This is a genomic window from Pseudoduganella sp. S-14 (assembly GCF_049913285.1).
GTDB lineage: Bacteria > Pseudomonadota > Gammaproteobacteria > Burkholderiales > Burkholderiaceae_D > Rugamonas.
Genome location: NZ_CP183991.1, coordinates 5002088 through 5015666 on the forward strand (window position 1 = coordinate 5002088; position 13579 = coordinate 5015666).

General features: G+C 63.1%; 11 protein-coding genes. 5 read left to right on the top strand and 6 right to left on the bottom strand.

Annotated elements, in window-relative coordinates; translation table 11 throughout:
• Nucleotides 1-49: 49 nt before the first annotated feature.
• The 6 genes from ACN9MZ_RS22980 to edd form a co-directional block, all read right to left on the bottom strand.
• Entirely contained in the window at nucleotides 50-1288 is a 1239-nt protein-coding gene (locus ACN9MZ_RS22980; protein ID WP_426339181.1) for a DUF3667 domain-containing protein, read from the bottom strand.
• A gap of 21 nt (nucleotides 1289-1309) precedes the next feature.
• Nucleotides 1310-1867: a cysteine hydrolase family protein gene (locus ACN9MZ_RS22985; protein WP_426339182.1), complete on the bottom strand. Its 558-nt coding sequence runs from the start codon at nucleotides 1865-1867 to the stop codon at nucleotides 1310-1312.
• A gap of 91 nt (nucleotides 1868-1958) precedes the next feature.
• Nucleotides 1959-2567, bottom strand: a complete 609-nt coding sequence (locus ACN9MZ_RS22990) for an RDD family protein (protein ID WP_426339183.1) — start codon at nucleotides 2565-2567, stop codon at nucleotides 1959-1961.
• 27 nt (nucleotides 2568-2594) lie between these two features.
• Nucleotides 2595-3107, bottom strand: coding sequence for a Rhs element Vgr protein (locus tag ACN9MZ_RS22995; RefSeq protein WP_426339184.1), 513 nt, complete (start codon nucleotides 3105-3107; stop codon nucleotides 2595-2597).
• Nucleotides 3107-3727, bottom strand: a complete 621-nt coding sequence (gene eda / locus ACN9MZ_RS23000; RefSeq protein WP_426339185.1) for a bifunctional 4-hydroxy-2-oxoglutarate aldolase/2-dehydro-3-deoxy-phosphogluconate aldolase — start codon at nucleotides 3725-3727, stop codon at nucleotides 3107-3109. Before eda ends, ACN9MZ_RS22995 begins: the two co-directional genes overlap by 1 nt.
• A gap of 1 nt (nucleotide 3728) precedes the next feature.
• Nucleotides 3729-5651: a phosphogluconate dehydratase gene (edd, locus tag ACN9MZ_RS23005; protein WP_426339186.1), complete on the bottom strand. Its 1923-nt coding sequence runs from the start codon at nucleotides 5649-5651 to the stop codon at nucleotides 3729-3731.
• A gap of 187 nt (nucleotides 5652-5838) precedes the next feature.
• Here edd and pgi point away from each other — a divergent pair, with 187 nt between their 5' ends.
• From pgi to ACN9MZ_RS23030, 5 genes are all read left to right on the top strand, one after another.
• Nucleotides 5839-7488: a glucose-6-phosphate isomerase gene (pgi, locus tag ACN9MZ_RS23010; protein WP_426342949.1), complete on the top strand. Its 1650-nt coding sequence runs from the start codon at nucleotides 5839-5841 to the stop codon at nucleotides 7486-7488.
• Complete coding sequence (locus ACN9MZ_RS23015; protein ID WP_426339187.1) at nucleotides 7485-8378, top strand: SMP-30/gluconolactonase/LRE family protein; 894 nt, start codon at nucleotides 7485-7487, stop codon at nucleotides 8376-8378. Before pgi ends, ACN9MZ_RS23015 begins: the two co-directional genes overlap by 4 nt.
• A gap of 32 nt (nucleotides 8379-8410) precedes the next feature.
• Nucleotides 8411-9883 carry a glucose-6-phosphate dehydrogenase gene (zwf, locus tag ACN9MZ_RS23020; protein WP_426339188.1) on the top strand — a complete coding sequence of 491 codons (1473 nt, stop codon included), beginning with the start codon at nucleotides 8411-8413 and terminating at the stop codon, nucleotides 9881-9883.
• The gene (locus ACN9MZ_RS23025; protein WP_426339189.1) at nucleotides 9883-10737 is read left to right on the top strand and encodes an SIS domain-containing protein; all 855 of its coding nucleotides are present in this window, start codon (nucleotides 9883-9885) and stop codon (nucleotides 10735-10737) included. The genes zwf and ACN9MZ_RS23025 overlap by 1 nt, the downstream gene beginning before the upstream one ends.
• 90 nt (nucleotides 10738-10827) lie before the next feature.
• Nucleotides 10828-13494: a polysaccharide deacetylase family protein gene (locus ACN9MZ_RS23030; RefSeq protein ID WP_426339190.1), complete on the top strand. Its 2667-nt coding sequence runs from the start codon at nucleotides 10828-10830 to the stop codon at nucleotides 13492-13494.
• Nucleotides 13495-13579 lie beyond the last annotated feature (85 nt).

Consider the following 13579-nt stretch of genomic DNA (forward strand, 5'->3'; position numbering starts at 1 on the left):
GCGCTTGCCTGTTGTGCCGAATCGGCGGGCCGGAGTGTCGTAACCAGGCTCACGTTGCAGACAGCGCCAACACGACCAGGGCGTACATGGTCAGCACAATGACTGTCATGAACAGCAGGAAGCAGGTGCGCCACAAGGCGCCGTAGCGCGACAGGCCGTAGGCGCCACGCAATTGCAGGAACATGTGCACAGGCGGGATGAAGGCGAACAGGCAGCCCGCCAGGCCGCCGAATTCAAAGTAGCTCAGGGTCGCGACAATGGTAAACAGCAGCGACATGAACGACAGCGAATACAGCGAGAACACGGCGTGGTCATACATCGTGACGCCGCGGCGCCAGAAGAACATCAGCCAAAGGAATGGCAGCGAGATCGGCACCAGCAGGAAGGAGTATTTGTAAGCCGCGTTCTTCAGCTTGTACTTGGCCAACTCAGGATTATCGACAGCGTGCCGGATGCCCTTGCGAAGCCAGCCGGAGTCGGAATGCCCGGCATCCTTGCTGCCTGCCGCGTCCATGTCTGTCATCCCTTCGGTGACATCCTGCACGATTTCCTGGATGATCCCCGGCTCCTTCGCGCCTGCGCTTTCCTTTGTCTCCTCCGTCGCAGACGCCTTGCCGGCATTCCTGGCGGCCGGCTTGACCGTTTCCGTAAACCTGGCGGTGCCGGTCATGGCAACTTTGCCGGCTGCCAGGGCGCTATTCAGGCCGTCAAGCGTTTTCTTCGCTTCATCCAGCCGGTGCTGGGCCTTCGCGACCTCCGCCGTGCCGGGCTCCGCGTCCTTGAGTTCCTCCTCAGCCTCGGCGACCAGCGCTTTCTGGTCAGCGATCTTTTCATTCATCTTCTGCTCGAAGGCGGCCTTGCCGTTCTTGCCTTCGACGACCTTGCCCGTGCTCGGGCCGAAGCTGGTGCCCATCGTCAGCGAGAAAACGAAGAACATGAAGAACATCATGAACAGGAACAGCGCCAGCGGCGAAACAAAGCGCGTCCGCTGGCCGTCGATGTAGCGGCGCGTCAGCTGGCCCGGGCGGGCAACCAGCAGCGGCAAGGTGCGCCAGCCCTTGGTATCGAAGTGAAGCAGGCCGTGGATCAACTCCTCGCCCAGGTGCAGCACCGACTTGTGCAAGTGGCCCTTCTGGCCGCAATTGCCGCAATAATTGGCGGTGACTGGCGTGCCGCAGTTTGCGCATGCTGCGCTGTGTCCATGCGCGCCGGTCTTGCCGGCATCGCCTTCAACTTCCCTTGCCACCAGGCTGGCTGTCACCAGGTCGCCTGCTGCTTCGATCTCCATCCCCATCGTTTCCCCGCTTGCTTATTTGAATAGTAATTGTGAAATGGCGTCCTGCGCCTGGATGACGGTGGCATATTCTCCGTGCAGGTTGGACAAGGCCATTGCGTGAACTTCCTGCGGACTGCGCCGCACACCGTCGAAATCAATCTGCGCATAGGCATAGCAGCCATCTGCTGCAACATACGTCTTGAAGCCGAGGTTGCCCGCGGTGCGGGCTGTCGCTTCTACCGAATTATTGGTGCTGACGCCAACCAACAGCACGGACGAAATGCCGCGCGCATGCAACCAGCGTTCCAGCCCGGTATTGATAAAGGCATCCGGCACATTCTTTTCCACGATATGTTCGTTCGCTTCCGGGGCCAGCGCTGGCTGGAATTCAGCTCCGCGCTGGCCCGGCCAGAATGGCGATCCCGGAGTGCGCGACATATGGCGGATATGGACTACCGGGGCGCCGTGCTCGCGCCACCGCCCGAGCAGGCCAGCGATGACCTGCTCCGCCTGATGGTTGTTACGCTCGCCCGGCCCCGGCCAGCTCATGCCGACCTGCATGTCGACGATGATCAGCGCAGTGTTCTGCATTGAGAATGATGTGGAATCTACGGGGCAATAAAGATATCACATCATTGGCAAATCAACAGCTCCGGGGCCTGCGGCGAGGCCCAATCGCTCATCAGCTTCTTCGCTCCAGTTTCACGACGACGGTGCCGGCCAGGAAGTCATGTACGGCGCGGCGGCGTGAATTCAGCAGCATGACGATTGCACCAACCCAGGTCCATCCCTGCATGCTCCAATTCACCGCCGTCAGCCAGCCCGGGCCCGACGCCATCAAGGCCTCGCTGCGCGCCAGGAAGCCATAGTTGAGGTACGTGGCGTCATCCATCGCCAGGGCCGAGAGGCCAAGGCCCAGATTGATCGCGGCGCCCAGCAGCATGACTGGCGCTTCCCGAATCAAGGCCGCCGTGAACGAGACTGGCGAACCATCTTTCATCTGGACGCGCAATTTCATCACGAGCTTGCCTGGCGTGCCGCCAAAGCGGCGTACCAGGTAGACCGAGTAGAGAAGGCCGGTAACGATGCCGGGAACGATCCAGGCCAGGTAGAAAACGCGAGAAATGGTGCTGAGCCAGTACGTCAACCCAACCAGGGGCAGCATGATGACGAAGTCCAGAAGCTTGGCGGCGACGCGCAGCCAGAAGCCGCCAACCTGCGGGTCTGCATTGCTGCCATCTTGCACAGGGAGATCGAGGTCGGCAGCTGGTGCCTGGTATGGATTGGTCATGGCTGGTAAAAGTGTGCTCTAAAGCAACTACGATAGCACATTGTTAGCAAAAAATATACGCGGCAGATTGGCGCGGGAAGACGGGTCGCGCAGAAAATCGCGCAGCACGTCGTGGTAGAGGGCGGCATCCAGCTTGTGCAGGCAGCCCATGACGAAATAGTCGGCCAGCACTTCGGCCTGCGCCTCCATATTGAAGTCGCACAGCCGCAAATGGGGTGAGAGCTCGTAATCGTAGCTCAGCCCGATCCTCAGGGCCCCGCGCCACATCACCGGATAGCCAAGCTGGTATTGCCATACATGGGCCATCTCGTGCATGAACCAGTGCTGTTCAGCCTCGGTAGCGAGCGAGAAATCCGGGCGGTAGCGGGAGATGTGGAAATACAGTTCGCCGTTGGGCGTGATGCAGACGTCTTTACGCTGCAGGAAAGGAATGAAGCGGGTGTTGTGGATACATACCCGCTGGTAGTCGATCGCGCCGCCGAACACCAGCCGGGCCAGCGCGATCTCACCCGACGTCAAAGGCCGGGCGATGACTTCCATTAGTGGCGCAGTGCGCTTGCCGCCTTGGCGATGGCGGTGATGCGGTCCCAGTCGCCCGCTTGCATGGCGTCCTTCGGCGTCAGCCAGGAGCCGCCCACGCAAGCCACGTTCTTCAGCGACAGGAAGGCTGGCGCCGTATCTTGCGAAATGCCGCCGGTCGGGCAGAACACCACGTCCGACAGCGGGCCGGCAAGCGCATTCAGCATGCCGACGCCGCCGGCCGGAACTGCCGGGAACAACTTCAGTTGCTTGAAGCCCTGCTCGCGCGCCTTCATCACTTCCGAGGGCGTCATCACGCCCGGCAGCAAGGGCAGGCCGCTGGACTTGGCAGCGCCGATCAGCGCATCGGTCAGGCCCGGGGACACGCCGAATACCGCACCCGCATCGCGCGCGGCGGCAAATTCCTCGGGCTGGGTCAGCGTGCCGACGCCGACGATGGCGCCCTCCACCTGGCTCATGGCGCGGATCGCGCCCAGGCCATGCTGGGTGCGCAGGGTCACTTCCAGCACGCGGATGCCGCCTGCCACCAGGGCTTTCGCCAGCGGCACGGCGTGGTCCGGGTCGTCAATCGCGATCACAGGGATCACGGCCGAAGTACGCATAATCTCGAGCAGGGTCATATCAGGCTTTCTTTGCGAGGAAATCTTCATCGGAACCGGGCATCGTATTGCCCACATTGTCTTCGCCGTGCAGTGGCACGGTGGTCTGGATCGGCGACGGCAGCGGGAAACTGGTCGCGCCCTGCTCCGCTGCGCACACGGTATTGCGGAACATGGTGAACAGTTCGCGGCCCATGCCGATCTGGTTTGGCGACAGGTCGGCTTGCGCCATCGCGCGGCCGTGCCAGACGTCGGAGGAAACCAGCGCTTCCAGCGTACCGCTATCGGCGTCGAGGCGGATGATGTCGCCGTCGCGCACCAGTCCCAGCGGGCCGCCCGCCAGGATTTCGGGCGAAACGTGGATCGCGGCCGGCACCTTGCCCGACGCGCCGGACATGCGGCCATCGGTCACCAGCGCCACCTTGCGGCCGGCGTCCTGCAGGTTGGCCAGCGCCGGGGTCAGGGCATGCAGCTCCGGCATGCCGTTGGCTTTCGGGCCCTGGAAGCGGATCACGGCCACAAAGTCGCGATCCAGCTTGCCGGCCTTGTAGGCTGCCATGAAGGCTTCCTGCGAATCGAACACCAGCGCCGGCGCTTCTACCGTGCGGTGCTCATCCTTGACGGCGGACACCTTCATGATGGCGCGGCCCAGGTTGCCCTGCACCAGCACCATGCCGCCGTCTTTCGAGAACGGGTCGGCAGCGCCGCGCAGTACTTTCTCGTCGGCGCTCTTCAGCGGGGCTTCCTTGAAGATCACGCCGGAGGCGTCTTCGTTCAGGAACGGCTCGGCGCAGTGGGCGCGCAAGCCCTTGCCCAGGATGGTATTGACGTCGTCGTGCAGCAGTCCAGCATCCAGCAGTTCGCGGATCACAAAGCCGGTGCCGCCGGCAGCGTGGAAATGGTTGACGTCCGCATCGCCGTTAGGATAGATGCGGCACAGCAGCGGCACCACGGCCGACAGCTCGTTGAAATCATCCCAGTCGATCACCACGCCGGCCGCCTTGGCAATCGCCACCAGGTGCAGGGTGTGGTTGGTCGAACCGCCGGTGGCCAGCAGTCCCACCACCGCATTGATGATGGACTTCTCGTCCACGATATGGCCGACCGGGATGTACTCATTGCCCATCTCGGTGATCTGCGCTGCGCGCTGTGCAGCGGCAGCCGTTAGCGCATCGCGCAGCGGGGTGCCCGGGTTGATGAAGGCGGCGCCCGGCAAATGCAGGCCCATGATCTCCATCAGCATCTGGTTGGAATTGGCGGTACCGTAGAAGGTGCAGGTGCCGGCGCCGTGATATGACTGGGCCTCGCCTTCCAGCAGTTCTTCGCGGGTCGCCTTGCCTTGTGCGTAGCGCTGGCGAATCGCCGCTTTCTCTTTATTCGACAGGCCGGAGGTCATCGGGCCGGCCGGCACGAACACCGCAGGCAGGTGGCCGAAGTGCAGCGCGCCGATCAGCAAGCCGGGCACGATCTTGTCGCACACACCCAGGTACAGCACCGAGTCGAACATATTATGGGACAGGCCGATCGCCGCCGACATCGCAATCGCGTCGCGCGAAAACAGCGACAGTTCCATGCCCGCCTGGCCCTGGGTTACGCCATCGCACATGGCCGGCGTGCCGCCCGCGTACTGCGCCACGGCGCCAACCTTGCGCACCGCATCCTTGATGATGACCGGGAAGGTCTCGAACGGCTGGTGCGCCGACAGCATATCGTTATAGGCGGAGATGATCGCCACGGAAGGCTGCTTCACCTCCTTCAGGATCAGCTTGTCGTTGGCCGGGAACGCGGCAAAACCGTGCGCCAGGTTAGTGCAGGACAGGGTTCCGCGCTGGGTGCGGCCTTTGACGCGGGCCGCCTGCAGGTGCGCCAGGTAGGCGCCGCGGGAAACGCGGCTGCGCTGGATGACGCGTGCGGTGACTTTTTCCAGGACTGGATGCAACGGCATGATCGTTCCTTTTCAATGAATTTACGGAAATTTTACTACAAAATTTCCGATTGCGAGCGCTCCCATTGCGTGGAATCACGCTCAAAAGCCCCTCGATTCACCAGCACGACAAAAGATTTGTAGTGAATTTACCTGTTTTTGCTGTATAGTTAAACACAATTCATAAAACCATATGCCACCGGACATTATGCGCTTGCCCGCCCTGACTTCCACCGCGGCCTATCAGGCCCTTGAAATCCACGCCCACGACGCCCGCGACTGGCAAATGCGCCAGTTGTTCCAGAAGGACCCCGGCCGCTTCCCGCGCATGACGGTCGATGCGGCAGGCCTGTTCCTGGATTACTCCAAGAACCGCGCCGACGACGAGACCATCAAGCTGCTGGTGCACCTGGCCCGCACGCGCGGCGTGGTGGAGCAGCGCGACGCCATGTTTGCCGGTGAAAAAATCAATATTACCGAACGCCGCAGCGTACTGCACACCGCCCTGCGTATGCCGCGCGGCAAGGCACAGAAGGTCGATGGCCAGGACGTGAATGCCGACGTGCACGCAGTGCTGGACCGGATTCGGGTTTTCACCGACAAAGTGCGCAATGGCGGCTGGCTGGGCCACACGGGCAAGCCGATCACAGACGTGGTGAATATCGGCATCGGCGGTTCCGACCTGGGACCGAAAATGGCCGTGCTGGCCCTGCGCTCCTACTGCCACCCGCGCATGAAGATGCACTTCGTCTCCAACGTGGACGGCCACGATATGGACGCCGTGCTGGCACAGGTGAATCCTGAAACCACGCTGTTCATCGTCGCGTCGAAAACCTTCACCACCGCCGAAACCATGCTGAACGCGCAGACTGCGCGCAATTGGTTCCTCGGCCGCGCACGCGAGGCTGACCTGCCGCGTCACTTTGTCGCCGTGTCCACCAATACCGATGCCGTGCGTGCTTTCGGCATCGATCCGGAAAACATGTTCCCGTTCTGGGACTGGGTTGGCGGCCGCTACTCCGTATGGTCGGCCATCGGCCTGTCGGTTGCGATCGCGATCGGCTTCGGCTACTTCCAGGCTTTCCTGGAAGGCGCGCACGCCATGGATGAACACTTCCGCGAAGCGCCGCTGGAAGCGAACATGCCGGTACTGCTGGCCCTGATCGGCTTCTGGAACCGCCAATTCCTCGGCGCCAGCTCACTGTCCATCGCTCCTTACCACCAGGACCTGAACCGCTTCCCGGCTTACCTGCAGCAACTCGACATGGAAAGCAACGGCAAGCGTGTGACGAAAAATGGCCAGCCAGTCGACACGCCAACCTGCCCCATCGTCTGGGGCGAGTGCGGCACCAACGCGCAGCACGCCTACTTCCAGCTGCTGCACCAGGGGACCGACGCGACGCCGATCGATTTCATCGCCGCCTTGCGCGCAACCCACGACCTGCCGGGCCACCACGACGCCCTGCTGGCCAACTGCTTCGCCCAGTCGGAAGCCTTCATGAAAGGCAAAACCGAAGACGAAGTGCGCGCAGAGCTGAAAGGCGCCGGCCTGCCGGCTGCGGAAATGGAGGAAATGGTTCCGCACAAGACCTTCCCCGGCAACCGCCCGTCCAACACCATCCTGATGGACCAGCTCACGCCGTCCACCTTGGGCGCCCTGATCGCGCTGTACGAACACAAGACCTTCGTGCAGGGCGTGATGTGGAATATCGCCAGCTTCGACCAGTGGGGCGTGGAACTGGGCAAGGTCCTGGCCAGGAAGATCCAGGCCGAATTGACCGGCAAGGTCGATCCGGAAGCGCATGACAGCTCGACCAACGGCCTGATCGTGATGGCCAAGGCGGCGCAAATCCAATGAACAGCTACCGGATCGAAGTCGCCTGCGACGCCACCATGACCGTTGGCGAAAGCCCGCTGTGGGCGCCGGACGAGAAAGCCCTGTACTGGGTCGATATCGAAGGCTTCGCCATTCACCGCCTGTGCACGGGCACCGGCCAGCACGAGCAATGGAAGGTCGACAGCGAGGCGTCGTCGCTGGCGCGCGCGGCAAGAGGCGGCCTGATGGTCGCGCAGCGCCGCGGCTTCTCCCAATTCGATCCCGGCACCGGCGAATTAACGCTGGTGGCCGAAGCGCCGTTCGACCAGGCCACCACCCGCTTCAACGACGGCAAGTGCGATGCGGCAGGCCGCTTCTGGTGCGGCACCATCTACGAGCCGCGCGACAAGCCGGCCGCGGAGATGTATGTGCTCGAACGCGGCCAGGTACGCAAGGTCTGGTCCGGCGGCATGGTCAACTCGAATGGCCTGGCCTTCAGCCCGGACAACAAGACCATGTTCCACGCCGAGACAGCCAGCCACCGCGTCACGCGCTTTGCCTTCGACCTGGTATCCGGCACTGTCAGCGACGAGCGCGACGTGCGCCGCTTCAGCATGGACAAATCGGCAGCCGATTACGGCGGACGCCCGGACGGCGCGGCAGTGGACAGCGAAGGCAACTACTGGGTCGCCATGTTCGAAGGCGACCGCATCCTCAAGCTGTCGCCGCAGGGCGACCAGCTGGACGAGATCCGCCTGCCCGTGCGTTGCCCGACCATGGTGGCGTTCGGCGGGCCAGACCTGCGCACCCTGTACATCACCACGGCCGGCAAGCGCCCGGCCGAGGAACTGGCGGCACACCCGCTGAGCGGCAAAGTGCTGTCGGTGCGCATGCCGGTGGCCGGCCGCATCGAACCTGCTTATGTAGACTGAAGTAAAACCCTGTAACTCACCTGAAGACGATTATGGCTCTCTCTGATTTCGACCTGGTTCTGTTTGGCGGCAGCGGCGACCTCGCAATGCGCAAATTGCTGCCTGCTATGTTTAGCCGCGATATTTGCGGCGACCTGCCGCCGAGCGCGCGCATCGTCTGCGTCGGCCGCCAGGAGAGCACCCAGGACGAGTTCATCAACATGGTGACGACCACCTCGCGTCCCCATATCAAATCCGCCAAGGCCACCGACGAGAATTGGGATCGCTTCATCGCACGCATCGTCTACGTGTCGCTGGACGCCACCGATCCGGCCACCTACAAAGGCCTGGTCGAAGCCCTGCGCACCGATCCCGCCATCACCCGCGTCTACTACCTGGCTACTCCGCCGGCCCTGTTCTCGCGCATCTGCGACAATCTGAAGGACAACGGCCTGGCCACCGCCAACTCGCGCGTGGTGCTGGAAAAGCCGCTGGGACGCGACCTGGCGTCGGCCAAGCAGATCAACAAGGAAGTGGGCAAGGTCTTCGAAGAACAGCAGATTTACCGTATCGACCACTACCTGGGCAAGGAAACCGTGCAGAACCTGCTGGCCCTGCGCTTCGGCAACATCCTGTTCGAACCGCTGTGGCGCCGCGAGTGGATCTCCGACGTGCAGATCACCATTGCCGAAAAGCTCGGCGTGGGCAACCGCATCGGCTACTACGACACCTCCGGCGCGCTGCGCGACATGCTGCAGAACCACCTGCTGCAGCTGCTGTGTATCGTCGCCATGGAGCCGCCGACCTCGATCGCACCGGACGCCGTGCGCGACTCCAAGCTGCAGGTGCTGCGCTCCCTGAAGCGCTTCACCCCGACCACGCTGGCGCAGAACATCGTGCGCGGCCAGTACCGCGCCGGCCACGTGGAAGGCAAGGCCGTGCCAAGCTACCGCGACGAACCGGAAGCGCCGCAGAACTCGAAGACCGAAACCTTCGTCGCCATGAAAGTGGAAATCGACACCTGGCGCTGGGCCGGCGTGCCGTTCTACCTTCGCACCGGCAAGCGCATGGCCGACTCGCTGGCCGAAATCGTGGTGCGCTTCAAGCAGATCCCGCACTCGATCTTCAACCAGCCAACCTCCAGCTTCCAGCCGAATTCCCTGGTGATCCGCCTGCAGCCGGACGAAGGCCTGCGCATGAACCTGATGGCCAAGACCCCGGGCGAAGGCATGCGCCTGAAGCCGGCGGAGCTGGAACTGGACTTCCGCGAAACCTTCAAGATGCCGCGCATGGACGCTTACGAGCGCCTGCTGCTGGACGTGCTGCGCGGCCAACTGACCCTGTTCATGCGCGGCGACGAACTGGAAGCGGCATGGGATTGGGTCGAACCCATCCTGAACAACTGGGAGCAGGACGATTCCGCGCCGCTGCCCTATGCCTCCGGCACCTGGGGGCCGGCTGCCGCCAGTGCCCTGATCGGGCGCGACGGGCTGCAATGGCGTGAAGAAGCCTTGCCTGAAGACTGATGCTGCTCGACTCCATCCGCACCCAGCTCGACTCGCTCTCCAAATCGGAGCGCAAGGTCGCGCTGGCCGTGCTAGACAACCCGGCCCGCACCGTGGGCGCCAATATCACGGCGCTGGCCAAGAGCGCGCAAGTGTCGGAGCCGACCGTGGTGCGCTTCTGCCGCACACTCGGCTACGACGGCTGGCACGAGTTCAAGCTGAAGCTGGCGCAAGGCTTGGCCCTCGCCCTGCCCGGCCTGAACGACCAGCCGGCGCAGGACGACCTGGCGGCCGACCTGGTGAACAAGATTTGCAGCCGCTCCATCAACACGCTGCTGGACTTGCGCAACAACCTGAACGCGGAACCGGTACAGAAAGCCCTCGACATCCTGTCGCGCGCGCGCAAGATCGAGTTCTACGGCCACGGTACCTCCGGCATCGTGGCGGCCGACGCGCAGCACAAGTTCTTCCGCTCCGGCGTGCCCACCGTGGCCTACGCCGACCCGGCGATCCACAGCATTTCAGCGGCCCTGCTGCACGATGGCGATGCGGTAGTGGCGATTTCCCAGCGCGGCAACAGCCCGGCCCTGGTGCGCTCGGCCAAGCTGGCCAGGGAAGGGGGCGCCGACGTCATCGTGCTCGCCCCTTCCGGCACCCCGCTGGCGGAAACGGCCACGGTATTGATCCCGATCGACCTGATCTTCAACACCGACCCCTACACGCCGATCTCGGCCCGCCTGGCGTACCTGGTGGTGATCGACGTGCTGGCCGTGGGCCTGGCCCTGAAGCGCGGCCCCGAATTCCGCAAGAAAATGCAAAACGCCCAGAAAGCGCTGCAAGAATTCGACATGCAGTTCGACTCCTTTATCGGCTGACGCTGTATTGGGCCGAGGCAAAATGCCCGCAAATAGGCGCCGGCGGCGGCGATGGGCTAGAATTGCATAATTGCAATTAATTCCCAAAAAATGAAGCTTTCCAAACCCCTGCTGGCCGGCGCTGGCGTCATTGCCTTGGCAGCGGCAGTCGGCGCTGCCTATTTCACACCGGGCGCGCAGCCGCGCGGCACTCCAGCGGCAGCCAGCGCCGCCGCCCCCGTCGAGGCGCATGCGCCGCTGCAGGCCGAGATGAAAGAGATCCTGGCCAATTACCGCAAGATCATCGTCCTGCTGGCCGACGAGCAATCGATGTCGGCGCTTGACCGCAAGGCCGCTGGCCAGGTAGGGCAATTGCTGTTCCACGAGAATGTCGAACGCCTTGGCAAGGCGCGGCAACTGCTGGCCAAGCTGCAGCAAGCGCCATCGGCCCAACGCGAGGCGGCCTACGACACCCTGCTCACGTATGTCGAATCCGCCGCCGACCTGTTCGACGCCGACCGCCTCGCCTTTCGCGAATTGCTGGTCGAAATGAAGGCGCAGGCCGCCGCCAACCAGACCCTGCCCGGCATCAAGCTGCACAAGCGCGTGAGCGAAGACCTGACTGCGCTGGAAGACATCGAACGCCAATACGACAAAGAGTTGAGCGGCATCTTCGCCCGCTTCGACCAGCGCGCCATCCTGCCCAAGCGCGAACGCTGGGAAGACTACGTCGCACACCTGAAGCAGCTGTTCAGCCGCGACCAGATCATGAAGGACTACGGCGTGATCGTGCCGTATCCCGAAAAGCCAGGCGCCGACGACGCGGAGAAAGAGATCTTCGGCAAGTCGCTGCCGCCGAAAACCGTGGTGCTGACCTTCGACGACGGCCCGCACGCCACTTATACCGATGAAGTGGCGGCCATCCTCAAGCAGTACGGCGTGCCGGGCGTGTTCTTCCAGGTCGGCAAAAACCTCGGTGAAGTCAGCGCCCAGGGCAAGGAGGCTTTGAACAAGCAGTCTGCCGCCAGCCGCCGCCTGCTGGAAGGCGGCAACGTCCTGGCCAACCACAGCTACAGCCATGCCCTGCTCTCCAAGGAAAAAGGCGACCAGTTGTACGGCGAGATCGCCCAGGCCGACCAGTTGCTCAAAGCCGTCGATGCGCGCCGCTCGGCATTGTTCCGCTTCCCTTATGGCGCGCACAATGCCGAAGGCCTGGAATTGCTGAAGAAACTGGGCTTGCGCTCGGTGATGTGGAATATCGATTCGCTGGACTGGGCCGACCCGGTGCCGACCTCGATCGCCAACCGCGTGCTGGGTTCCCTGGAAAAGGAAAAGCGCGGCATCATCCTGTTCCACGACATCCACGAGCGCACCGTCAAGACTCTGCCGCTGGTGCTGGACAAGCTGGTCGCCGACGGCTACAGCTTCGCCACCTGGGATGGCAACGACTTCACCATCGCCAAGGCCGGCAAGCCGGAACCGGACAAGGTTGCCATCAGCACCGGCTATGCCAACAGCTACGCCGTGGTCATCGGCATCAACGACTACCAGAAATGGCCCAAGCTGCAGTATGCCGTGCAGGATGCGAAGGCGATCCGCGACACCCTGGTCAACCGCTTCGGCTTCGATGGCGCGCGCGTGTTCACCCTGACCAATGGCGATGCAACACGCAACAACATCCTCGCGCTGTTCCACGACAAGCTGGCGGAAGCCAAGCTGAGAAAGGACGACCGCATCTTCGTCTTCTTCGCCGGCCATGGCGCAACGCGCCAGCTGAGTTCCGGCCGCAGCCTGGGCTACATCATCCCGGTCGACTCCGATCCCCAGCAGGTGAGCGTGGACGCGATCCCGATGACGGACTTGCAGAACATCGCCGAAAGCCTAAATGCCAAGCACCTGCTGTTCGTGATGGACGCCTGCTACAGTGGCCTGGGCCTGACACGCGGCGGGAGCACCACCGCCTTCCTGCGCGACAATGCGCGCCGCATCGGCCGCCAGATGCTGACCGCCGGCGGCGCCGACCAGATGGTGGCCGACGGCGGCCCGAACGGCCATTCGGTCTTCACCTGGACCCTGCTGCAAGCGCTGGGCGGCAAGGCCGACCTGAACGGCGACGGCATGATCACGGCCACTGAACTGGCTGCCTACGTGGCGCCGGCCGTATCCAGCGTATCGCAACAGACTCCAGCCTTCGGCAGCCTGCCCGGCTCCGAAGGCGGCGAATTCGTATTCCAGCTGCCTGCCGAAGCGGAATTCCTGAGCGAGAACAGCACCCAGCTGTCGCAGGAAGCGATCGCCCTGAACAAGAAGCTCGATTCCGGCCGCAATAGCCAGGCCGAAGGCAACGCCACGGTCGTGAAAGACCTGCAGGGCGAAGAACAGAAGCTGGCCGCACCAAAGCCGGTAGACGCTTCCAGCCGCCAGCTGGCCCAGCGCGCCAACGACCGCGGCCTGCAGCTATATAAAGAAAAGCAGTACGCGCAGGCAGAAGCAGCCTTTACCGAAGCGTTGAAATACCGCCCCGACTTCGGCCTTGCCGCCAACAACCTCGGCTTCATCTACTTCAAGCAGGAGAAATACGCGGAGGCCGCGCGCTGGTTCGAAAACACGATCCAGATCGACGCCTCCCGCGCCATCGCCTACCTCAACCTGGCAGACGCGCGCCAGCGGCAGGGCGAGCAGGAAAAAGCCAGGAAAGCCTACACCAGCTTCCTCGAGCTGGCGCCGAACCACCCAAACGCCGCCTATGCGCGCGAACAATTGAAAAAGCTGGGGTAATTTATGTCCGCCTGACCAGCCGGGGCGAGCACTGTGCGCACCGGAGGGCGGAAGCCGACTGTCGTGAAGGCAGTCGGCGTTGGCG